15 protein-coding genes are annotated in these 22,946 nt (G+C 67.7%); 7 read left to right on the top strand and 8 right to left on the bottom strand.

Going from position 1 to position 22,946, the window contains the following annotated elements:
* Nucleotides 1–104: 104 nt before the first annotated feature.
* The 3 genes from typA (at nucleotide 105) to ptsN (ending at nucleotide 3,404) form a co-directional block, all read left to right on the top strand.
* Nucleotides 105–1,931, top strand: a complete 1,827-nt coding sequence (gene typA, locus ACT54L_RS08615) for a translational GTPase TypA (RefSeq protein ID WP_476085128.1) — start codon at nucleotides 105–107, stop codon at nucleotides 1,929–1,931.
* A gap of 330 nt (nucleotides 1,932–2,261) precedes the next feature.
* A complete protein-coding gene (hpf, locus tag ACT54L_RS08610; protein ID WP_476085127.1) occupies nucleotides 2,262–2,861 on the top strand; it encodes a ribosome hibernation-promoting factor, HPF/YfiA family in 600 nt (199 codons plus the stop codon).
* Between the two features lie 78 nt (nucleotides 2,862–2,939).
* Nucleotides 2,940–3,404 carry a PTS IIA-like nitrogen regulatory protein PtsN gene (gene ptsN / locus ACT54L_RS08605; protein WP_476085126.1) on the top strand — a complete coding sequence of 155 codons (465 nt, stop codon included), beginning with the start codon at nucleotides 2,940–2,942 and terminating at the stop codon, nucleotides 3,402–3,404.
* Between the two features lie 57 nt (nucleotides 3,405–3,461).
* On the opposite strand, the gene ACT54L_RS08600 is transcribed toward ptsN, so the two are convergent.
* From ACT54L_RS08600 to ACT54L_RS08570, 7 genes are all read right to left on the bottom strand, one after another.
* On the bottom strand, nucleotides 3,462–3,725 hold the full coding sequence (locus tag ACT54L_RS08600) for a BQ00720 family protein (protein ID WP_476085125.1): 264 nt from the start codon (nucleotides 3,723–3,725) through the stop codon (nucleotides 3,462–3,464).
* A gap of 51 nt (nucleotides 3,726–3,776) precedes the next feature.
* On the bottom strand, nucleotides 3,777–4,202 hold the full coding sequence (locus tag ACT54L_RS08595) for an Hsp20 family protein (protein WP_476085124.1): 426 nt from the start codon (nucleotides 4,200–4,202) through the stop codon (nucleotides 3,777–3,779).
* Between the two features lie 151 nt (nucleotides 4,203–4,353).
* The gene (malQ, locus tag ACT54L_RS08590) at nucleotides 4,354–6,423 is read right to left on the bottom strand and encodes a 4-alpha-glucanotransferase (RefSeq protein ID WP_476085123.1); all 2,070 of its coding nucleotides are present in this window, start codon (nucleotides 6,421–6,423) and stop codon (nucleotides 4,354–4,356) included.
* 24 nt (nucleotides 6,424–6,447) lie between these two features.
* Nucleotides 6,448–8,547 carry a glycogen debranching protein GlgX gene (gene glgX, locus ACT54L_RS08585; protein WP_476085122.1) on the bottom strand — a complete coding sequence of 700 codons (2,100 nt, stop codon included), beginning with the start codon at nucleotides 8,545–8,547 and terminating at the stop codon, nucleotides 6,448–6,450.
* Entirely contained in the window at nucleotides 8,547–10,781 is a 2,235-nt protein-coding gene (gene glgB / locus ACT54L_RS08580; protein WP_476085121.1) for a 1,4-alpha-glucan branching protein GlgB, read from the bottom strand. Before glgB ends, glgX begins: the two co-directional genes overlap by 1 nt.
* The gene (gene treS, locus ACT54L_RS08575; protein ID WP_476085120.1) at nucleotides 10,778–14,077 is read right to left on the bottom strand and encodes a maltose alpha-D-glucosyltransferase; all 3,300 of its coding nucleotides are present in this window, start codon (nucleotides 14,075–14,077) and stop codon (nucleotides 10,778–10,780) included. The genes glgB and treS overlap by 4 nt, the downstream gene beginning before the upstream one ends.
* 257 nt (nucleotides 14,078–14,334) lie before the next feature.
* Nucleotides 14,335–16,197: an ABC-F family ATP-binding cassette domain-containing protein gene (locus tag ACT54L_RS08570; protein ID WP_476085119.1), complete on the bottom strand. Its 1,863-nt coding sequence runs from the start codon at nucleotides 16,195–16,197 to the stop codon at nucleotides 14,335–14,337.
* A gap of 249 nt (nucleotides 16,198–16,446) precedes the next feature.
* On the opposite strand from ACT54L_RS08570, the gene ACT54L_RS08565 reads away from it, so the two are divergent.
* The 4 genes from ACT54L_RS08565 to ACT54L_RS08550 all read left to right on the top strand — a co-directional run bounded on the left by ACT54L_RS08565 (nucleotide 16,447) and on the right by ACT54L_RS08550 (nucleotide 21,038).
* Nucleotides 16,447–16,926, top strand: coding sequence for a putative pterin-binding protein (locus ACT54L_RS08565; RefSeq protein ID WP_476085118.1), 480 nt, complete (start codon nucleotides 16,447–16,449; stop codon nucleotides 16,924–16,926).
* The gene (locus ACT54L_RS08560) at nucleotides 16,907–18,649 is read left to right on the top strand and encodes a sensor histidine kinase (RefSeq protein ID WP_476085117.1); all 1,743 of its coding nucleotides are present in this window, start codon (nucleotides 16,907–16,909) and stop codon (nucleotides 18,647–18,649) included. The genes ACT54L_RS08565 and ACT54L_RS08560 overlap by 20 nt, the downstream gene beginning before the upstream one ends.
* A 350-nt stretch (nucleotides 18,650–18,999) precedes the next feature.
* Nucleotides 19,000–20,223, top strand: a complete 1,224-nt coding sequence (locus ACT54L_RS08555; protein WP_476085116.1) for an EAL domain-containing protein — start codon at nucleotides 19,000–19,002, stop codon at nucleotides 20,221–20,223.
* A 35-nt stretch (nucleotides 20,224–20,258) separates the two neighbouring features.
* Entirely contained in the window at nucleotides 20,259–21,038 is a 780-nt protein-coding gene (locus ACT54L_RS08550; RefSeq protein WP_476085115.1) for a response regulator, read from the top strand.
* 123 nt (nucleotides 21,039–21,161) lie between these two features.
* On the opposite strand, the gene ACT54L_RS08545 is transcribed toward ACT54L_RS08550, so the two are convergent.
* On the bottom strand, nucleotides 21,162–22,838 hold the full coding sequence (locus ACT54L_RS08545) for a methyl-accepting chemotaxis protein (protein ID WP_476085114.1): 1,677 nt from the start codon (nucleotides 22,836–22,838) through the stop codon (nucleotides 21,162–21,164).
* Nucleotides 22,839–22,946 lie beyond the last annotated feature (108 nt).

The following is a 22,946-nucleotide window of genomic DNA, read 5'->3' as shown; positions in this document are numbered from 1 at the left end:
GCCAGCCCACATTGCTTTGCGGCGGGTAATGTGTATTTTGCGGCGCAAAATTACGGCAAGCGGGCCCGAAGACTTCGGACCCGCGTTTTGGTGTTTGGAACCCCATGCAGCTGCGCAACATCGCCATCATCGCCCACGTCGACCACGGCAAGACCACGCTCGTGGACAAGCTGCTCCAGCAGTCCGGCTCATTCCGCGAGAACCAGCGGGTGGCCGAGCGCGTCATGGATTCCAACGACCTGGAAAAGGAACGCGGCATCACCATCCTGGCCAAGGCCACGTCGGTGGTGTGGAAGGACATCCGCATCAACATCGTGGACACCCCCGGCCACGCCGACTTCGGCGGCGAGGTGGAGCGCATCCTGTCCATGGTGGACGGCGCCATCGTCCTGGTGGATGCGGCCGAAGGCCCCATGCCGCAGACCAAGTTCGTGGTCGGCAAGGCCCTGAAGATCGGCCTCAAGCCCATCGTGGCCATCAACAAGGTGGACCGGCCGGACGGCCGTCCCCAGGAAGTCATCAACGAGGTGTTCGACCTGTTCGCGGCGCTGGACGCCACCGACGAGCAGCTCGACTTCCCCATCCTTTACGGCTCCGGCCGCGATGGCTGGATGGCGGATGCCCCCGAAGGCCCCAAGGACCAGGGCCTGGCCCCGCTGTTCGACCTGGTGGTGAAGCATGTGCCCCCGGCCCATGTGGATGAAGCCCCCTTCCGCATGCTGGGCACGCTGCTGGAAGCCAACCCCTTCCTTGGCCGCATCATCACCGGGCGCATCGCCTCGGGCACGGTGAAGCCGAACCAGTCCATCAAGGTGCTCGACCGCTCCGGCAACCTGGTCGAGAGCGGCCGCGTCTCCAAGATCCTGGCCTTCCGCGGCATCGAGCGCCAGCCCATCGAAGTGGGCGAGGCGGGCGACATCGTCTCCATCGCCGGCCTCGTGAAGGGCTCGGTGGCCGACACCTTCTGCGATCCCTCGGTGGACACCCCCATCCAGGCCCAGCCCATCGATCCGCCCACCGTGACCATGTCGTTCCTGGTGAACGATTCGCCGCTCGCGGGCACCGAGGGCGACAAGGTCACCAGCCGCATGATCCGCGACCGCCTGTTCAAGGAGGCCGAGGGCAATGTGACGCTGAAGATCGAGGAATCGGCGGACAAGGATTCGTTCTTCGTCTCCGGCCGCGGCGAATTGCAGCTGGCCATCCTCATCGAGACCATGCGCCGCGAGGGCTTCGAGCTCGCCGTGTCGCGGCCGCGCGTCGTCTACTCCCAGGGGGAGAATGGCGAGACGCTGGAGCCCATCGAGGAAGTGGTCATCGACGTGGACGAGGAATATTCTGGCACCGTGGTGCAGAAGATGTCCGAGCGCCGCGCCGACATGGTGGAGATGCGTCCTTCCGGCGGCAACCGCCAGCGCCTCGTCTTCCATGCCCCCACACGCGGCCTCATCGGCTACCAGTCGGAGCTGCTCACCGACACCCGCGGCACGGCCATCATGAACCGTCTGTTCAAGGCCTATGAGCCCTACAAGGGCGAGATCCCGCAGCGGGTGAACGGCGTGCTCATCTCCAACGAGGCGGGCGAGGCGGTGGCCTATGCGCTGTGGAACCTGGAAGACCGCGGCCCGATGGTGATCGAGCCCGGCTGGAAGGTCTATCAGGGCATGATCGTGGGCATCCACAACCGGGACAACGACCTGGAAGTGAACGTCCTCAAGGGCAAGAAGCTCACCAACATCCGCACCACCTCCAAGGACGAGGCGGTGCGCCTGACCCCGCCGATCCGCATGACGCTGGAGCGCTCGCTGGCCTGGATCCAGGACGACGAGCTCGTGGAAGTGACGCCCAAGTCCATCCGCCTGCGCAAGCGCTTCCTCGATCCCAACGAGCGCAAGCGCAACGAGCGCAAGGGCGCCTCCGACATCGCCTGAGGTCGACCTCGGGCCGCACTCCCGCACCCCCGGTCCGAAAGGGCCGGGGGTGTCGCTTTTTCGGGGCCGGCGCGCCGTGTCGGCTTTCGCCGGTTTCAGTGGAAACCGGCCATTTTCCCGGCCGTGAGTCGCCGCATCCGCCGTCCATTTCCCGCGCGGCGCGGACGCAGCGGCGCCACCGGTCCAGCAACCATGCGGTCTGGTGGTTGACGTGCGGCATTTCGTTGACAGTTCGCCCGCTCGCTCCTACCACTGATAAGCCGGCCGGTTTGCAAGAACAGGGTCTTCGGGTGGGGAACCGCATCCGTTACCCAAAGGGGATCAAATCGCATGGCTCTACGCGTCTCGGGTAAGAACATCGACGTGGGAGAAGCTCTCCGTCACCGCCTGTCGGATCGCATCACCGAGGTGCTCTCCAAATATTTCGACGGCGGATGGTCCGGCCATGTGACCGTGGCCCGCGAAGGGTCCGGCTACAAGTCCGAGTGCATGCTGCACCTGGATTCCGGCGTGAACCTCCAGGCCCATGGCGCGGCCCAGGATGCCAATTCCTGCGCCGATGCTGCCATCGAGAAGATCGAGAAGCGGCTGCGGCGCTACCGCCAGCGCGTCAAGGATCGTCACGGACATGGCAATCCCGCAGGGGCCAATGGCGCCTTCGCGGCTCAGAGCTATGTCCTCGACGTGCCGGACGTGGAAGGGGAAGAAGAAGAGCTGGAAGGCTGGAGCCCCACCGTGGTGGCCGAGCAGGCCACCAAGCTGCGCGCCCTGTCGGTGCGTGACGCGGTGGTGGAGCTGGAGATTACGGGCGCGCCCGTGGTCGTCTTCCGCCACGCTGGCCACGGCCGCGTGAATGTGGTCTATCGCCGCCCGGACGGGCATGTGGGCTGGGTCGACCCGGCCGCCTTCTCATCCGAAGAAAAACATTGATGGCCGTCGGGCTTTTGGGCAGGCATGAGCCTCGGCCGGCCGCCTGCCCGAGCCCGATGTTGCCAGGGATAAGCATTCATGCCTCTCGCTGATCTTCTCGCTCCCGAAGCGGTGTTTCCGTCACTGCGGGCGAGCAGCAAGAAGCAAGCTCTCCAGGAGCTTGCCCACCAGGCGGCCACGCTTGTGGACCGCGACCAGCGCGAGGTGTTCGAAACGCTCCTGCAGCGGGAGCGGCTCGGCTCCACCGGCGTCGGCAGCGGCATCGCCATTCCGCACGGCAAGCTGCCCGGATTGCCCAAGCTGTTCGGCGCCTTCGCGCGTCTGGACAAGCCCATCGATTTCGAGGCGCTGGACGGCGAGCCGGTGGACCTGATCTTCCTTCTGCTCGCCCCGGAAGCGGCAGGCGCCGATCATCTCAAGGCGCTCGCGCGGGTGGCCCGCATGCTGCGGGACCCCGACACGGCGGAAAAGCTGCGCGCCACGCGGGACGCGGCCGCCATCTATACCCTGCTCACCACGGCGCCCACCTCGGACGCCGCCTGATCCGCCGGGGACGGCAGGAGGGAGAGCGGAGCAAATCCGCTCCCGCCCGGGCCGTCCTCAGTGCACGGAGAGCGTCACCAGCGCATTCTGGGACGCGTTGGCGAGCGCGGCCTCGCGGCTGTCGGTCAGCATGATGGGCGTGCCGTCCGCCGCGTGCAGCGTGAACAGCGTCATGCCCGGCGCGATTTCAGGCGCCTGGGGGAACAGCTGCTGCACGTCCTCGGACCGGATGGTCCGCACATAGGCGATCTCGCCGCCGCCGAGGCCTGCAAGCGCCTCGGGTGTGATGGTGATGGTGTCGGGGGTGCTCTTCTCGATCATGATCTCATCCTCTCTTTCCGCAAACTCGTCACACCGGGCCACCGTTCCCCTTCAGGAGCGGGAGACGATGTCGATGCGTTTTGCGAGCCGCGTGGGCTCTGGCCGGACGAGATCGATGGACAGAAGACCGTTGCGCAGTTCCGCGCCGAGCACATTCATGCCCTCGGCCAGAACAAAGGTGCGCTGGAACTGACGGGCGGCGATCCCCCGGTGCAGGAAGATTCGACCGTCCACCTCCTCGGTCTGACGACCGCGAATGGTGAGTTCCTTCTCTTCGAGCGTGATTTCCAGCTGTTCGGACGTAAAGCCGGCTACCGCGAGGGTGATGCGCAGCTTCAGCGGCCCGCCGTCGGCGTCGATCCGTTCCACATTGTAGGGGGGATAGCCTTCCGACCCCTTCGTGACCCGGTCGAGCGCCCGCTCAACCTCGTCGAAGCCCAGCAGAAACGGGTTCGACAGCGAGGAAATACGCGACATGTCCAAAGTCCTCGTCAAGCGACTTTGCGGTTCGGAAGATGTCCTATCCGGCCATCTTCCCGCCAGGGCCCAAAGCGGCACCCCGACGCTTCCCGATATGGGGCGCGGGGGACCTTCGTGCAAGGGTCGGGCTTGACGGGGCAAGGGGCGGTCAGCGGGCCGCCCGGGCCTGCGCGAGACTGGCGAGGCGGGTTTCCACCTGAGGGTCGTCCAGGAGCGTGCCAGCCGCGCCGTCATAGCGGCGGCGCCAGTTGGGGTGCTCGTCCACCGTGCCCGGCAGGTTGGGCTGCTCCGTGCGCCCCAGCGCGTCCTCGATGGGCACCACCACCAGGGGAGAGGGCGTGCGGCCGACGAAATCAAGGGCCGCCCGCAGCACCGGCTCCGGGTCCTCGGACGTCGGTGCCGCCCCCCCTCCGCCAAGCACCTGCCACAGCGCGGCGCGGTCCGCTTCCCGCTCGGCCCGCTCATCCGCTTCGGTCCGGCCCTCCCCCAGAAGCCCGAGCGGGGCGCGCCAGGCGATGTCGTCGCCCCGCCACCAGCCGTGGACGGTGGGCAAATCGTGGGTGCCGGTCACGGCGCTGGCGCGGGTGGAATAGTCGGCGGCGCGCTTGAAGCCCGCCCCCTCCCGTTCGAACCACAGCACCTGAAGCCCCAATATGCCCCGCGCCGCGAGCTTTTCGCGGAAACCGAAAGGCACGGTGCCGAGATCCTCGCCCAGCACGATGGCCTGCCGACGCCGGGATTCCAGCGCCACCAGCCGGATCATGTCGTCGAAGGGATAGGCCAGATAGGCGCCAGCCGATGGCGGGGCCCCCTCGGGGATGAGCCAGAGGCGCGAGAGGCCCATCACATGGTCGATGCGCACCCCGCCCGAATGGGCCATGACCGCCGCGAGCATGTCGCGGAACATGCCGAAGCCGCCATTGATGAGGCCGCGCGGCGAAAAGGCCGCAAGGCCCCAGCCCTGGCCGATGGAATTCAGGAGATCGGGCGGCGCACCCACCGAGGCGCCGATGAGCATTTCCTCCTGGTGGCCCCAGGCCTGGCTGCCGCCGCCATCCGCGCCCACCGCCAGGTCCGCGATGAGGCCGATGGGCATGCCCGCCGACCGTGCCTTATCCTGCGCCGCCTGGAGGGAGCGGGCCGCCATCCATTGCAGGGCGGCGTGGAAGGTCACGGCGTCCGCTTGGTCCTGCGCGAACCGCTCCACAGCCGGTGACCGGGGATGCCTCAGGCCTTCCGGCCAGGAGCGCCAGTGCCATCTGAACGGGTCGGCGCCGAATTGCGCGGCGTGGAGCGCCTCGAAGCGGGCATGGTCCTCCAGCATCTGCCCGCCATCCCGGCGAAAGGCGGCAAGGTCCGCCAGGAGATCGGGCCGCCGGGGCAGGACATGGGCGTACAGGTGCCGCATGAGGGAGAGCTTGAGGGGGCCGGCCTTCGGCCAGTCCACCTGGAGAGCGGCCTCCAGCGCCGTCATCTCCGCCTGAAGGCCCAAAGCCGTTACCGCCCGCGCCACCGTTTCGGTGCCGAACACCGCCGCCGGGTCCGCATGGAGGGCATTCACGAACAGGCGGCTGGAGGGCGAATAGGGGCTGAAATGGTGGGCGTCGGCGGAAAAGGCCGCATGGACGGGGCTCATCACCAGCCCCGTGGCCCCCTTGCGCGCCGCGTCCGCCGCGAACGCGCCGAGCCCCGTGAAGTCGCCGATGCCGCCATCCCCCGGCCGCCGCAGGCCATAGACCTGCACCGCCAGCGCCCAGAGGCGCGGATCGTCGCGGCGGACCGCATCGCCCACGCTGAAGCAGCGCGCGGGCGCCACCGCCAGCGTGGTGTCGATGCCGCCGGCCTCAAGCCGGTGATAGCCGGCATCCCCCAGCGCCGGCAGATGCAGCTGGCCGTGGGCCACCTCGGCCTCGCCCTCCACCCTGCCGCCGCCTTCCAGCCGGATGCTGTAGCGCACGCGCCCGTCCCGTTGCGGGAGGGGCAGGCTGATGGGCACGCCCGCGTCGGCAGTCACCAGCGGCGGTGTCATGGCGCCCTGCTCGCGCGCCAGCGCGGCAAGGCTATCCGCCACGTCCGTGTCGGTGGCGGCGGGCAAGCCGAGGGTGGCGAGCAAGGCGCGCAGCACGTCGGGCGAAACAGTCTGGGGGCGGCCGAACGCGTCCGTCCATTGGGGAGACAGGCCGGCGAGGGCCGCCAGGCGGGTGAGCGCGTCGGTCATGCGCGAGGTCCTTGCGAAGATCGGTCAGGCGGCGGCTAGATGGGCGGCGAGCAGGCGCACGCTGCGGGGCGCGAGGCGCGTCTCACCTTCCACCAGCGGCTCGCCATCCGGCGGCGTGGCGCTGTCGAACACCAGGCGCCACTCCTGAGGCGGTTCCGGGAGGTGGAAAAGGGTCTCCTCGCCCTTGGCATTCACCAGCAGCAGCAGCACATCAATGCCGCCGTCCGTCGCCGGGCCGGCGCGGCGCAGATTGAGGGTGTGGCCGCCATCCGCGTGCCAGCCATCGCCCTCCAATTGCGTGCCGTGCTCGTCGAACCACGAAATGTCCGCCATGCCTGGGATGGGCTCGTGGTGGCCGTGCAGGAAGCGGGGCGCCCGCAGCAATTGGAAGCGCCGGCGCAGGGCGGAAAGCTGGGCGAAGGTGTCGATCAGGTCCGCCCCGTCGTCCGTGCCGGCCAGCGACCAGTCGATCCAGGAGATGTCATTGTCCTGGCAATAGGCGTTGTTGTTGCCGTTCTGGGTGCGGCCGAACTCATCGCCGGCCAGCAGCATGGGCGTGCCCTGGGAGAGCATCAGGGTCGCGAGCAGCGCCTTGCGCACCTGATGGCGGGTCTTGAGGATGGCGGGGTCGTCGGTCGGCCCCTCCGCGCCCCAATTGGCGGAGAAATTGGCGCCGTGGCCGTCGCGATTGTCCTCGCCATTGGCCTCGTTGTGCTTCTCGTCATAGGCGGTGAGGTCGGCCAGAGTGAAGCCGTCATGGGCCGCGAGAAAGTTCACTGAGGCCCAGGGCTTGCGCGCGCGCATGTCGAAGGCCTCGCTGGTGCCGGTGAGGCGGGCCGCCAGTTCTCCCCGCTGGCCGGGCTCGGCCCGCCAGAAACGGCGCACGCCATCGCGGAAGCGGTCGTTCCATTCGGCAAAGCCGGGCGGGAAATGGCCGAGCTGGTAGCCATCGGGGCCAATGTCCCAGGGCTCGGCGATGAGCTTCACCCGCGAGAGCACCGGGTCCTGCCGGATGGCGTCCAGGAAGCCGCAGCCGGGGTCGAAGCCGTTGGGCTCGCGGGCCAGCGTCACGCCGAGATCGAAGCGGAAGCCGTCCACATGGAAGGCCTCCACCCAATAGCGCAGGGAATCCATCACCATCTGCAAGACGCGCGGATGGGAGAGGTTGACCGTATTCCCGCAGCCGGTGTCGTTGATGTAATAGCGCGGATTGTCCGGCATCAGCCGGTAATAGCTGGCGTTGTCGAGGCCCTTAAAGGAGAAGGTGGGGCCCAGCTCATTGCCTTCGCAGGTGTGGTTATAGACCACGTCGAGGATCACCTCGATACCCGCCGCATGGAGGCGGCGCACCGCGCCCCGGATCTCCCGGAGGCCCGCCGGTCCGAGAAAGGCCGGCTCCGGCGCGAAATAGGACAGGGTCGAATAGCCCCAATAGTTTCGCAGCCCCCGCTCCACCAGAAAGCGATCCTGCAGGAAGGCATGGATGGGCAGCAATTCCACGCTGGTTACGCCGAGCCGGTGGAGGTGGTCGATCAGGCGCGGGTCCCCCAGCGCCGCAAAGGTGCCGCGCACCCTCGGCTCCATGTCGTCGCGCTTCATGGATAGGCCGCGCAGATGGGCCTCATAGATCACCGTGTCCGGCCAGGGCACGTCCGGGCGGCGGTCCGCCCAGTCGGTGGGAGTGTCCATCACCACGCATTTGGGCATGGCCGGCGCGCTGTCGTGGCGGTCCATGGCGAGATCCGCCCGGCCGCTCTGGAGGCGGTAGGAGAACAGACTGTCCGACCAGCGGGGCGCGCCGGTGAGCTGGCGGGCATAGGGGTCGATGAGGAGCTTGGCCGGATTGAAACGGTGGCCGCGCCCCGGGTCATAGGGGCCATGGGCGCGATAGCCATAGACCAGACCCTCGGAAGCACCGGGCAGATAGCCGTGCCAGACCTCGTCCGTGCATTCGGGCAGCGCCATGCGGGCCACTTCCCGCCGGCCGCGCTCGTCGAAGATGCACAATTCGATCTTTTCCGCATGGGCGGAAAAGACGGCGAAATTCACACCCAGCCCGTCCGCATGGGCGCCGAGGGGATAGGGGTGTCCAGGCTCCAGGCGGTCGGGAAATTGCGGGGGCATCACGTCTCCTGCGGGGTCAGGACCAAGGCGGCAAGGGGGGGCAAGGTCAGATCGAGCGCATGGTCGAAGCCGTGGCTCGCCGTGCTCAACGCCGCAGCGCCGCCGAGGTTGCCGACCCCCGTGCCGCCATAGAGCGGCGCGTCGGTATTGAGCAGTTCCCGCCAAGGTCCGCCCATGGGCACGCCGATGCGGTAGCCGTAATGCGGGGTGGGCGTCATGTTGCAGACCACCAGCACCGGCGGGGAGCCGGGGGCCTGGCGCAGGAAGGCGAAGACGGAATTTTCCGCGTCCTCCTCCACCACCCAGCGGAAGCCGTTCGGGTCCGCATCCCCCGCATGAAGGGCGGGATGGGAGCGGTAAAGCCGGTTCAGGTCGCGCACCAGCGATTGCACGCCCCGATGGGCGGGCTCGCCCAGCAGAGGCCAGGGCAGGGCGCTGTCATGGTCCCATTCGGTGGGCTGGGCGATCTCGCAGCCCTGGAACAGCAGCTTCTTGCCGGGATGGCCCCACATGAAGCCGAGATAGGCCCGCAGGTTCGCCATGCGCTGCCAGTCATCGCCCGGCATGCGCGCGAGCAGCGAGCCCTTTCCGTGCACCACCTCGTCATGGGAGATGGGCAGCACGTAGCGTTCCGAGAAGGCATAGACGAGGCCGAAGGTGAGGTCCGAGCCGTGGAAGCGCCGATGGATGGGATCGCGCCCCATATAGCGCAGGCTGTCATGCATCCAGCCCATGTTCCACTTGAAGGAAAAGCCGAGGCCCCCTCCGCTCACCGGCGCCGTCACCCCCGGCCATGCGGTGGATTCCTCGGCAATCACCAGCGCACCGGGCACCTCGCGCGCCACCGTCTCGTTGAGGCGGCGCAGGAAGGCGATGGCTTCCAGGTTCTCCTTGCCGCCATGGATGTTGGGGATCCATTCGCCCGGCTTTCGCGAATAGTCGCGATAGAGCATGGAGGCGACCGCATCCACGCGCAGCCCGTCCACATGGAAGTGCCGCAGCCATTCCAGCGCGCTGGCAATGAGGAAGCCCGCCACCTGCGGCTTGCTGAGATCATAGATCAGCGAGTTCCAGTCGGGATGGAAGCCCTCGCGCGGGTCGGCATATTCATAGAGCGCGGTGCCATCGAAATGCGCGAGGCCGTGCGCGTCAGACGGGAAATGGGCCGGCACCCAGTCGAGGATCACGCCCACGCCCGCCTGGTGGCAGCGGTCCACGAAGCGGGCGAAGGCCTCCGGTGGCCCGAGCCGTGCGGTGGGCGCGAACAGGCCGAGGGGCTGATAGCCCCAGGAGCCGCCGAAAGGATGCTCCATGATGGGGAGCAGTTCCAGATGGGTGAAGCCGAGATCGACCGCATAGGGTATGAGCCGGTCTCCCAGGGCGTCCCAATCCGGCAGGCGGCCGTCGGGGTGGATCCAGGAGGAGGCGTGCACCTCATAGAAAGAGAGTGGCGCCTGCGCCCCATGGCGGCCGGCGCGGCTCTCCATCCAGGCGCCATCCTGCCAGGGGAAGGGTGCGGGATCCGCCACGATGGACGCGGTGGCCGGCGGGCATTGGGCGGCCCGCGCCACCGGGTCCGCCTTGCGCGGCAGGCGGCTGCCGTCGGGGCCGATCAGCTCGAACATATAGGCGGCGCCGGGGGAGAGGCGCGGCACGAACAGCTCCCACACGCCCCCATTGCGCCGGCGCATGGGATGGCGGCGGGGGTCCCACATGTTGAAGTCGCCGATCACGCTCGCCGCCGCCGCATGGGGCGCCCAGAGCGCGAAGCGCACGCCCGCAATGCCCTCCACCGTTATGGCGCGGGCGCCGAGCGCCTCCGCGAGATTGAGGTGCGTGCCCTCGCCGATGAAATAGAGGTCGTCGTCGCTCAGGAGGAGGGGAAAGGCATAGGGGTCCTCGCTCTCCTCCACCACGCCGTCGGGCCAGGTGGTGCGCAGCACATAGGCTGAAGGCCCCTGCTGCGCGAACGCGCCGGCCTTTCCGGCGAACAGGACGCCATCGGGCTGGCCGGCGAGGGGAAAGGCTGCTCCGCTCGCCCGGTCCACCACCTCAACCCGGCGGGCGCCGGGGCGGATCGCCCGCACCTCGACGCCATCCGGCACCCCATGGGGGCCCAGCACCCGGAAAGGATCGCCGTGGCGCGCCTCAAGCAGCGCATGCAGCTCGCCATCGGAGAGGCCGGAGGGGGGAAGGACAGGGGAGGGGCGGGCGGGTGCGGTGCGGGCGCTCATGAGGTGGCTTCCTCCAGCCGGGTGGGGGTGTCCTCAAGCTCGGGATCGACGGCGCCCGCATAGCGCACGGCAAAGCCGTGGAGGACGCGCACCGCCGGGGCGGGCGGAAGGGCGGAGCCGCAGATTTCGCGGGCCACCAGTTCAAGGAGGAACAGGTCGATGAGCGCCCGCTCCAGCCCTCCCGCCCCGTCGGCGTAGCCGCCCAGAAGCGCGCGTTCGGCGCGGCTGGCGAAGCGGTCGAGCAGGTCGGTGCGCAGGGCTTCGGTCATCAGGCCCACAGTCTCGTGGGGCGCATTGACCAAGGCGGCGGAGGCGGCGGCGAGCGCCCGCATGAGGCTGGCCAGGTCGAACCAGGGGCTCGCCTTGCCCGCCTCGTCGCCGAAATTGACCAGGCAGGCATCATTGCCGCGCACCAGGATCTGGCCCAGATGCAGATTGCCGTGGATGCGCGTCTTGGGCGTGCCGGCAAGGCTCCCCGCCAGCGTGGTGGCGACCGCCCGCAGGTCCGTGCCCACGTCAAGGATCGCCGACGCGCGAGCGGCATCCGCCGCGGAAAGGCCCGCCGGCTGGGTGAGGGCCTGGAGCGCGCTGTCGAGCAGCGCGGCCACCGCTTCGCCGAGCGCTTCCGCGTCCGCGCGGGAGAAGGCCTCGGGCGCGAAGGCGGGGTCGTCGCTCTCCACCCGCATCAGGCCGTGGAATTCCGCCAGCCGCCGGCCAGCCTGCCGCAGGAAGGGCATGATGCCGGACATCTGCTCGTCGAAGGCGGGCTCGATTTCGCGGCCGGACTGGGCGGAGAAGGTGAGCGCGCGGCTCACCTGGTCCAGCACCCAGTTGCGGGCATTGCCCTGGTTGCGCACGAAGCCAAGCATGAGCGCGAGCACCGCCGAGCGGCCGTCGGAGGTGGTGCGCACCACCTCGCCCAGCAAGGGCGGGGTTCCCTCGAAGCCGAGGGAGGTGAGGCGCCGGATCATCTCCGATTGGGGCTGCGCGCCCAGATAGGGGCGGCGGATCACCTTGAAGGCCGCGCCTTCCTCGATGACGATGGTGGCGGTGGGCTGCTCGGTGCCGATGCGCAGGACCGGGGCATCTTCCGGGATCTCCAGGCCGGCAAGGTCCGCATCGGCCACGAAGCGCAGTTCGCCGCCATCCGGCAAGGCGAGCACCGTGCCCGAGCGCAGCGCCCGCACCACGGCGCGGGGCAATTGGTCGAGGGTGAGGCCATCGGTGAGATAGCCCACGCGGCGGCCCTGCCGCACCCGGGTCAAAGCCAGTTGCACGGAAAGCGGGCTCGGCTGCTCGTCCTCCCAGGCGATGGCGAGCGGCATCATGTAGCGCGCGCTCTCGCCACCCGCTTCCACGACGATCTGCACGACCATCACATGGTCGCCCGCCTTGGGCAGCGGCATGGCCCATTCGATGAAGGCCCGGTCGATGGGCGCCCGGTCGGCCTTGCGCAAAGCGGTCTCGTCGCCCGGCGCGGTGAACCAGCGGCGGCGGCGCACATAAGCGGGCAGCGCCTCCTGCTCAATGATTGTCTTGTTGCGCTGGGAGAGCACGTCGGCAAGGCCGGCGCGCAGCACCAGCGTCTCGAATTCCGGCAATTGCTCGGGCGGGCTGGTGTGCCAGGAGGGCTCGGCCACGTTGGCGGCGAGGTTGAAGGCGAAGAAGCCATAAGGCGGTACGGTGAGGAGATAGGGCAGGCGCCCCACCGGCGGGAAAGGCGTTCCGCCCGTCATCTCCACCGGCACCCGGCCGTCGAATTCGGTGAGGTCCAGTTCCACCGCCTGGAGCGTCTGGGACAGGTTGGCCACGCACAGGATGGTCTCATCCTCATAGGTGCGCAGATAGGCGAGGATCTTGCGGTTGCCGGGATAGAGCGGCCGGAAGCCGCCACGCCCGAAGCAGGGATGGGCCTTGCGCACCGCCAGCATGCGGCGCGTCCAGTTCAGCAGCGAATGGGGGTCGCGCATCTGCGCTTCCACATTCAGCGCGAAATAGCCCGACAGCGGGTCCTGAATGGGCGGCAGGACCAGTTGCTCGGGGTCTGCCTTGGAGAAGCCGCCATTGCGGTCCGGCGACCATTGCATGGGCGTGCGCACGCCGTCGCGGTCGCCCAGATGGATGTTGTCGCCCATGCCGATCTCGTCGCCATAATAGATGACGGGGGTGCCGGGCATGGTGAAGAGGAGGGCGTTCATCAGTTCGATGCGCCGCCGGTCACGCTCCAGCAGCGGGGCGAGGCGGCGGCGGATGCCGAGGTTCAGCCGCGCCCGCCGGTCGGCGGCATAGACGGTCCACAGATAGTCCCGCTCCGCGTCGGTGACCATTTCCAGCGTCAGCTCGTCATGGTTGCGCAGGAAGATGGCCCACTGGCAGGTCTCCGGGATGGCCGGCGTCTGCCTGAGGATGTCGGTGATGGGGAAGCGGTCTTCCTTTGCGATCGCCATGTACATGCGCGGCATCAGCGGGAAGTGGAACGCCATGTGGCATTCATCGGCATTCTCGCCGAAATATTGCTGCGTGTCCTCCGGCCACATATTGGCCTCGGCGAGCAGCATGCGGCCGGTATAATTGGCATCGAGATGCGCGCGGATCTTGCGCAGGATGTCGTGGGTCTCGGCGAGGTTCTCGTTGGACGTGCCTTCGCGCTCGATGAGATAGGGCACGGCATCGAGCCGCAGGCCATCGACCCCCAGGTCCAGCCAGAAGCGCATGACCGAGAGGATGCGCTCGAGCACTTCCGGGTTGTCGAAGTTCAGGTCAGGCTGGTGGGAATAGAAGCGGTGCCAGAAATACTGGCCGGCCACCGGATCGAAGGTCCAGTTGGACTTCTCGGTATCCAGGAAGATGATCCGCGTGCCCTGATAGCCCTGATCGTCATCGGCCCAGACATAGAAATTGCGCTCCGGCGACCCCTTGGGCGCGCGGCGGGCGGCCTGGAACCAGGGATGCTGGTCGGACGTGTGATTCACCACCAGCTCGGTGATGACGCGGATGCCGCGCGCATGGGCCGCCTCGATGAAGCGGCGGGCATCCTCCATGGTGCCGTAGTCCGGCGACACGCCTTCATAGAGGGCGATGTCATAGCCATCGTCCCGGCGCGGCGAGGGATAGAAGGGCAGGAGCCAGATGGCATTGACGCCGAGTTCGGCAATGTAGTCCAGCTTGGCGAGGAGGCCCGGAAAGTCGCCGATCCCGTCATTGTTGGAATCGAAGAACGACTTCACGTGCAACTGATAGATGACCGCGTCCTTGTACCAGAGCGGGGCGTCGCCGGCGGCGATGGGGTCGGCCATGTCAGCCTCCCTTGCCGGGACGGAGGGGGGAGCGGGGCGAACAAAAATTCCAGGCGCGAATGGCGGGCATTGCTCATCTGGGCGGCGGACGGACGCGAACGGGGGACCGTGGCGCCGATCCTTGAGCCCCCCGCCGGCTTGAACGCGGCAGGTGACGACAAGGTTCCCCTACATATCGATCCGCCCCCGCCGGCGGTTCCGCGCGGGGCAAAAATTCCTGGATTGGAAAGAAAAACCCGGCCCCGTGCCCCTCGTGTTCAGGCGGTGGCCGCCTCCAGCTCCGCGCTTGCGTCCAGCCAGGCTTCCTCCGCCTGGGCGAGAGCGTCGACAGCCTCGTCCCGCTGCTTGTTGAGGCGGGCGGCGTCGTTGGGGAATTTCTCGATCTTGGGATCGGCCAGGCGCTTGTCGATGGCGGCGATGTCCTTTTCCAGCTTCGCCATCAGGGCTTCCGCGTCCCGCACCTTCTTGCGCAGGGGGGCAGCGCTGTCCTCCGAGGCGGAGGCCTCGGCCGCCTCCTCGCCCTTGCGGGCGTCGCCGGACATCTTGCCGGAGCCGGCGGTGCTCAGAAGCTCGCGCCGATACTGGTCGAGGTCGCCGTCATAGGGCTTCACGGTGCCGCCGCCCACCATCCACAGCCGTTCGACGCAGGCTTCCAGCAAATGCCGGTCGTGGGAGACCAGGATGACGGCGCCGGGAAAGTCGTTGATGGCATTGATGAGCGCGGCGCGCGCCTCAATGTCCAGATGGTTGGTGGGCTCGTCGAGGATGAGCAGGTGCGGCCCGTTGAAGGCGGCAAGGCCCAGAAGCAGGCGCGCCTTCTCGCCGCCGGACAGGGCGGACACCTTGGTGTCGCCGGCCCCACCGGAAAAGCCCATCTCCGCCGCCCGTGCCCGCACCCGCGCCTCGGGCGCGTCGGGCATGAGGCGGCGCACATGCTGCACCGGGCTGTCTTCCGGCACCAGCTCGTCCAATTGGTGCTGGGCGAGATAGGCCACTTCCAGCTTGTCGGCGCGCACCACATTGCCGCTTTGGGCCTTCAGGCGGTCGGCGATGAGCTTGGCGAAGGTGGACTTGCCGTTGCCGTTGGGGCCGAGCAAGGCGATGCGGTCGTCCTCGTCGATGCGCAGGTTGAGATTGCGCAGGATCGGCTTGCCGGGCTCATAGCCCACCGCCACCTTCTCCAGCACCAAGATGGGCGGGGAGAGCAGGCGCTCGGGATGGCGGATGGAGATGGCCGCTTCCTGCTCGTTCACCTCCGCCGCCAAAGGCTCCATGCGGGCGAGCGCCTTGATGCGGGACTGGGCCTGGCGCGCCTTGGTGGCCTTGGCCCGGAAGCGGGCGATGAAGGCCTCCATATGGGCGCGGTGCGCCTCTTGTTTCTTGCGGGCCTTCTGGTCCAGCAGCGCGCGCTCGCGGCGCTGGCGGTCGAACTGGGTGAAGTTGCCCCGATAGAGGTTCAGCTTGCCGCCGGAGAAGTGCAGGATGTGGTCGACCGAGGTGTCGAGCAGGTCGCGGTCATGGCTGATGAGGATGACCGTGCGCGGATAGCTCGCCAGATAGTCCTGGAGCCACAGCGTGCCTTCCAGGTCGAGATAGTTGGTGGGCTCGTCCAGCAACAGCAGGTCCGGCTCGGTGAAGAGCAGAGCCGCGAGCGCCACGCGCATGCGCCAGCCGCCGGAAAATTCCGAGCAAGGCCGCGCCTGCGCCGCCTCGTCGAAGCCGAGGCCCGCCAGGATGCGGGCGGCGCGGGCGGGCGCGGAATGGGCGTTGATGTCGATGAGACGCGCCTCGATCTCGCCCATGCGCATGGGGTCGGTGGTGGTCTCGCGATCCTGAAGCAGGGCGGCGCGCTCGGTGTCGGCCGCCAGCACCCGCTCCAGCAGGCTGTCGGGCCCGCTCGGCGCCTCCTGCGCCACCCGACCGATGCGCGCCCGGCTGGGCAGGCGCACATTGCCGCTCTCCAGCTCCAATTCCCCCATCAGCGCCTTGAACAAGGTGGTCTTGCCGGTGCCATTGCGGCCGACCACGCCCACCCGGGCATTTTCCGGCAGGGCAACCGAGGCGTGGTCCAAAAGGAGGCGGCCCGCAATGCGCAGGGAGATATCGTCAAGCACGATCATAATGGATGCCTTCTCGCAGGGGCGAAGGCGAAGGGCAAGGGCGAAGGGCAGGGCCATGCTGCGCGGCCTGTCTCGCACGGCGCCGATATTATTGCCGCCGATGCGGCTGCAATTGCGGCCATTTGCTTCCATTTCGGAGCCAATTCCACACCTGCCAACCGCCGCTTTGTGTCAGCATGGTTGATGCGGTTGCTGTCCTGTGGGGGACGAGGTGCGACCGCGCTCGGGGTGGGGATGATGGTGCGCAATATGCGAACCCTTGCAGGGCTCGTGGCCTTTCTTCTGCTGATGGCAGCCGGCGCCGAGGCCCAGACGCTGCAAGTGCGCTGGATTCGCGACAATGGAAGTGTCCTCGCGGAACAGGTGCTGACGCTGGAGCAGCTGGACAAGCTGCCCGTGGAAACCATCGAAACCAAGACGCCGTGGACCCAGGGCCAGCAGGTGTTTGCCGGCCCGAGCCTGTCGGTGCTGGCGGGCCAGCGCGCGCTGCCGGTGGAGCGGGCCATCGTGGTGGCGCTCAATGACTATATGGCCACGGTGCCTGCGCAGGATTGGGAGCAGAACGGCGTCATCCTGGCCACCCGCCTCAATGGGGCGACCATGAAGGTGCGGGAGAAGGGGCCCTTCTGGATCATGTATCCCATCGACCGCAATCCCAAGCTCCAGAGCCAGCTGTACCGCACCCGTATGGTCTGGCAGGTAAAGGCCATTGACTTTGTCGTCCCATAACCGCCGCTCGCTGCGCGCCTTCATCGTTCCCGCGGCGCTGATGGGGGCGATCGGAGTGCTGTTTGCCGCCACCATCATGCTGTTCGATGCGCAGAACGTGCAGCGGACGCTCCTCAACTCGTCCATCCGCAGCACCGGCTGGGCGGCCTACCAGGCCCAGCTCGAATTCCTGAAGACCCGTGCCGCGCTCCATGAGGCGCGTGACGACCCGTCCGAGACGCAGCTTCAGGACCTGGGATTGCGCCTGGAGCTGCTGATCTCGCGCATCAACATCCTGCACACCTCGTCCGAGATGCTGGCGCTGGAGAGCATCGCCGCCCGCCAGACCACGCTCGTGGAGATCGAGCACCGGCTGGCCCAGTGGAGCGACCGCCTCGGCCACCGCGACCCCGACGACCGCATGGACCTTCTGCTCGCCCGCCTCAGCAAGGACCTTATGCCGCTGGAGGGGAGCCTCCAGCGGGTGCTTCAGGAATCCGTCGCCTTCAATGACAAGGTGTTCCAGCGCGAGCGGGAGCTGGCCGAAAATCCCGCCCGCATTCCCTTCGCCCTGCTCATCTTCGCCACCATCGCGCTGGTCATCATCCTGGTCGTTCAATCCGTGCGCGACACCCGCCGCGTGTCGGAACTGGCGAGCCTGGAGCGCTCGGCGCGCGCCATGCAGGACAATCTGCGCGCCATCATCGAGGCGATGCCGGCGGCGACCATCATCATCGACGCCGATACCCGCCAGGTGCTGTTCATCAATCCCCACGCGGCCATGCTGGTGGCGCCGACCCCGCAGGACGGGGAATGGGCACGGCTGGTGGAACTGGCCTTCGATGCCGCCGAAAGCCCCGGCCAGCCGCAATGGGGCCTTATCAATCTCACCTTCCCGCGCGCCCGGGGGGATGTCATCTCGCTCCGCGGCGCCATGAGCCCGGTGATCTGGGAGGGGCGGCGGCAGAGGCTGCTGGTCCTGGCGGACACCACGCGCATCCGCAGCACCCAATTGCAGATCATGCAGACCGCCAAACTCGCCACGCTCGGCGAGATGGCCACCGCCATCGCCCACGAGTTGAACCAGCCGCTCGCCGTCATCAAGATGGCGGTGGCCAATGCGGTGCGGATCGTCAACGGCCATGGCGACCCGGCGGCCGTGCTCGGCAAGCTCGACCGCATCGGCGCCCAGGTGGACCGGGCCAAGCGTATCACCGACCAGGTGCGGCGCTATGGCCGCATGCCCAGCGACCAGAAGGAGCCCTTCTCCGCCCGGCTTGCCATCGAATTGGCCACCAGCTTCGTGGTGGAACAGTATCGCGCCGCCAATATCCGCCTCGTGCTCGACCTGGAGGTGCCGCCCGACCTTCAGGTGCGCGGCGACCAGACCATGTTCGAGCAGGTGATCGTCAATCTTCTGGTGAATGCCCGCGATGCCTTCACCGGGCAGGGCGAAGCGCCGGCGGGCGCCACTGTGCGGGTGGAGGCCCGAACCGTGGAGGGCCAGCTGCAGGTCAGCGTCTGCGACAATGCGGGCGGCATCGCGCCTCATATCCTGGAGCACATCTTCGAGCCCTTCATGACCACCAAGCCCGCCGACAAGGGAACGGGCCTGGGCCTTGCTGTCTCGCGCAATGTGCTGCGCGACATGGACGGGCAGATCCGCGCCAGCAATACGGAAGGGGGGGCGCGGTTCGACATCAGCGTGCCCATTCCCGTGGCCGCTTTGGCCCCCGCCGCCTAACCTGCCTTGACCCGAGCCGCCAGGCCGGCCCCCGCGCGTTGCGGCACCGGGGTTTTTTCGTTGTTCTCAGGACTTGTCCCAATGGTCTGCGATCCAGCATCCGCCTATGACCGTTATGTGTTGAAACGATTGCGGGATGTGGGCGGTCGGTTGCGCTTGAGCCGGCTTTGTCGCAAAACTCGCACAGGCATTCCCCTGGTGGAGCGTGGAATGGGGCTGGGGCGCGGGTTCGCAAGGTGGCGCAAGACCGCCCGCCCTGAGGGGTGGGGGCGGCGCACGGCGCTGGACGCCCTCTCCGCCTGCGCCTGCCCACTAATCGGCGGCGGCATCGCCCCAGTTCGGAGGGGGCCATGACGGGGGCGCCCGAGCGGTCCGTCTTCATCCTGGATGACGAGCGGGAATTCCGGGAAGACCTGGTGGAGTTCCTGGAGGGCAACGGCTATCGCGTGACCTCGGCCGGGGACGCCCGCTTCTTCACCGATGCCGACATGGCCGGCCACGACGTGCTCCTGCTGGATCTGGCCATGCCCTCCATCGATGGGATGGAGGTGCTAAAATACCTATCCCGGCAGGCCAAGGCGCCGGCCGTGATCCTGCTGAGCGGATCGGGGGAGGATGTGATCCGCACGGTGGCCGACGCTGCCCGCCGCGACGGTCTGGCGGTCCTTGGCCTGCTGCACAAGCCGTTCGATCCCCATGACCTTCTCGCCCTTCTGGAATCCGACGCCAGCCTGCCGACGCGGGCCTCCAGCCGGGCGCGCCATGATCCCCGGGCGGTGCTTGCCGCCTTGCGTGCGGCGCTGGAGGAGCGCAGCCTGCCAGTGAATTTCCAGCCTCTCGTCCAGGCGGACACGCTGGCCTTCGCCGGGGCGGAGGCCCTGCTGGACGGGATGGTGCCCGGCCTTGGCTATGTGGGCCCCCAGGACATCCTGGCTGCGGCCGCCGCCGAGAGCGCGGTATCGCTTGGCATCACCCAGCATGTCCTGACGGAGGCGGTGGCGGTGTGCAGCCGGTGGACGGAGCTGGGCTGGGACGCCAAGGTGAGCGTCAATCTGCCCATCGACGCGCTGCTGACCGCCGGCGTGGCGGGGGCATTGACGGGGCCTGTACACGCGGCGGGGCTTGCCGCCGGGAACGTGGTGTTCGAGCTGACCGAGGACACCCTTTACACCGCCTCGAGCGAAGCCCTTTCCGCCTTGGCGCGGCTGCGCATCGCCGGCTTCGGCCTCGCCCTCGACGATGTCGGCCAGCGCCAGAGCGGCCTGCTCCAGATTGCCAATCTGCCGGTGACCGAGATCAAAATCGACATGGAATTGCTGCGCGACGCCCGCGAATGGGGCAAGGCGCGCAGCATCTTCCAGTCGCTGGCGGATCTCGGCCATGGACTGGGCCTTCAGGTTGTGGCTGAAGGGGTCGAGACACCCGAGGATCTGGCGCTGGTGCGCAAATCCTCCGTGGATCTGGTTCAGGGCTTCATCGTCGCGCGAAAGATGAAGGCGGATGATCTCCTGGCATTGCTGTCGCAGTGCGGGGATCGTCAATCTTCTCTGGTTGAGATTGCGGGGAAGCGTTAGTAGCTGAGGTTTGACAGCTCATGGGTAGCAGTGAAATGAGCGAACCGCGGGTTCTGCTTGTCGACGACGATGCCGATATCCTGAGTGAACTCAGCGAGGGGCTCGGCATGCTGGGCATCCCCACGCGCACGGCCGAGACGGCGGTGGCAGCGCTGGATCTGGTGCAGAAGCATGAGGCGCTTCAGATCATCGTCACCGATCTCCAGATGCCCCGCATCGACGGCATCGAGCTGCTCCAGAAGCTGGCGATGCGCCGCAACAACCGGCCCATGGCGGCCATCGTCATCACCGGCCATGCCTCGCTTGATCGGGCGGTGGGCGCCTTGCGCCTGCATGCGGTGGACTTCCTCCAGAAACCCCTCTCCGCCGAAGAGGTGGCTCATTCCATCGAGCGCGCCATTTCGCTGGTAGAGGACCAGATGGCCGCCGGCGAGGAGGAGGAGACCGCTCCCGCTCCCATCGCCCATGCCCGGCCCAATTATCTGAAGGCCCTGGTGGCGGCCCGCGCCGATCGCGACGCCATTTTCCAGGCGGGGCTGTTTTCCGATCCGGCCTGGGAAATGATGCTGGACCTCGCCGTGGCCGAGGCCAGCGGGCGGCCCATCTCCGTCACCAGCCTGTGCATCGCCTCTGGCGCGCCCACCACCACGGCGCTGCGCCGCATCGACGACCTGAAGGAGGCCGGGCTCATCGACCGGGTGCCGGACCCCCGCGACAAGCGCCGCATCCTGGTGCAGCTCACCCAGCTCGGTCGCGAGCGCATGGAGGCGTTCGTCCAGCGCCAGGCCTCCCGCTTCGGCATCAAGCTGGACTGACCGGGCGGGCGAGACGCCCATCCGGCCGCCCGCCACCCGTGAGTCCAATGCAAAAAGGGCGCTCCCGCGGGAGCGCCCTTTTCTTTGCCTGCCCCGGCGTGCGGGGCAGGCGAGGGGTCGACCTCAGGCAGCCCGCAGGGACTGCACGAAGGTGGACACTTCCCGCTGAAGGTCCTGCGACTGCGCGGACAGGGAGGACGACAGGCTCATCAGCTGGGTGGCCGCAGAACCCGTCATGCCCGCCGCCTGGCCGACGCCGGAGATGTTGTTGGTCACCTGGGTGGCGCCCATGGCCGCCCGGTGGGTGTTGGCCGCGATCTCGCTGGTGGCGGCCCGCTGCTCTTCCACCGCGCCGGCGATGATGGCGGTGAGGTCGCGCACATTGTTGATGGTGGACACGATGGAGGAGATGGAGGTCACCGTCGAGTTGGTGGCGGCCTGGATCTCGTTGATCTTGGAAGAGATCTCGTCGGTGGCCTTGGCGGTCTGGGCGGCCAGTTCCTTCACCTCGGCGGCGACCACGGCAAAGCCACGGCCCGCATCCCCCGCCCGCGCCGCTTCGATGGTGGCGTTGAGGGCCAGCAGGTTGGTCTGCTCGGCAATGTCCTTGATGAGCGAGAGCACCTGGCCGATGCTCTGGGCGGCGGCCGAGAGCTGGCGGATGTTGTCCGAGGTCTTCTCCGCCTCGCTGGCGGCGGAGCGGGCGATCTCGGCGGACGAGGACACCTGGTCGCTCATCTCGCGGATGGAGGCGGACAGTTCTTCCGCCGAGGCGGCCACCGTCTGCACGTTGCTGGAGGCGCCTTCGGCGGCATTGGTGACCGCATGGGCCTGGCGAGAGGTTTCCTCGGCGGTGGCGGACAGGTTGCGGGCCGCATCCGACATTTCCGTGGACGAGCCGGCGAACTGGTCGGCAATGGCGCCCATCTTGGCCTGGAAGGCATCGGCGATGGCGTTACGCTCGGCGACGAGCTTGCGGGCCATCTCAGCTTCCTTCTCCACCTGGGCAAGGCGCAGGCGCTCCGTCTCGGCCAGGCCGTCGCGGAAGACTTCGAGGGTGCGCGCCATGGCGCCGACCTCGTTCTTGGCGGTGAGGCTCGGGATTTCGGCATTCAGGTTGCCGCCGGAAACGGCCTGCATGGAAGCGGTGATGCGGTTGATGGGGCGCACCACGCCGAGGAGCACGAAGATGACGGCCGCGATGCCAACGGCGACCGCGAAGATGGCGAACACACCGATGATCCAGAAGGCAAAGGACACCTCGCCGGCGCTGGCGGTGGATTCGTCCTGGGCGGCCTTGTCGTTGATGTCGACGGCGTTCGCCAGGAATGCGTTTGCCGCGTCAAACTGTTCGGCGGACAGATTCGCCAGCTTGTCGACCTGCTCCTTGTCCTTGCGCGCATAGGCACCGAACATATCGGACTGGGTCTTCATGTACGTGGCCCAGGCCTCCTGGAACTTCCGCCAATTGTCCATCTCGGCGTCGGACGAGACCAGCTTTTCATAAAGCCTGGAGGCATCGGCCAACTGCCTTTCCAGGCCTTTAACTCGGCTCAGCGACTGCTCATGCATCGCTTGGTCCTGCACAAGTACGGCTCGGACCGCTGCGGCGCGCATGCGCGTCGTCAGGTAGCGCACTTCCGCCACCGCGCGAACGCTGGGCAGCCAATTGGTGGCGATCTCGGTGAGGTGGCCGGACACGCCTCTGAGTTGAACGATGGAAATGGCGCCCAGCCCGGCAATGCAGGCCAAAAGCAGCGCGACGGTCGCGATCAGGGATGTCTTCAAGGTCAGACGCATTGTCATCTCCAGGCGGGGCGGCGGCGCGGCCGCGTCAATCTTGGTCGAGCGGCAAGGGTGCGGCCGCATGGCATGGTTAGGCCGGCAAGCTGTCGTCAGGCTTGCCGT

Source organism: Aquabacter sp. DMC10 (assembly GCF_056314145.1).
The sequence above is the reverse complement of the archived record's forward strand: the minus strand, read 5'-3'. Positions and strand labels throughout refer to the sequence as shown.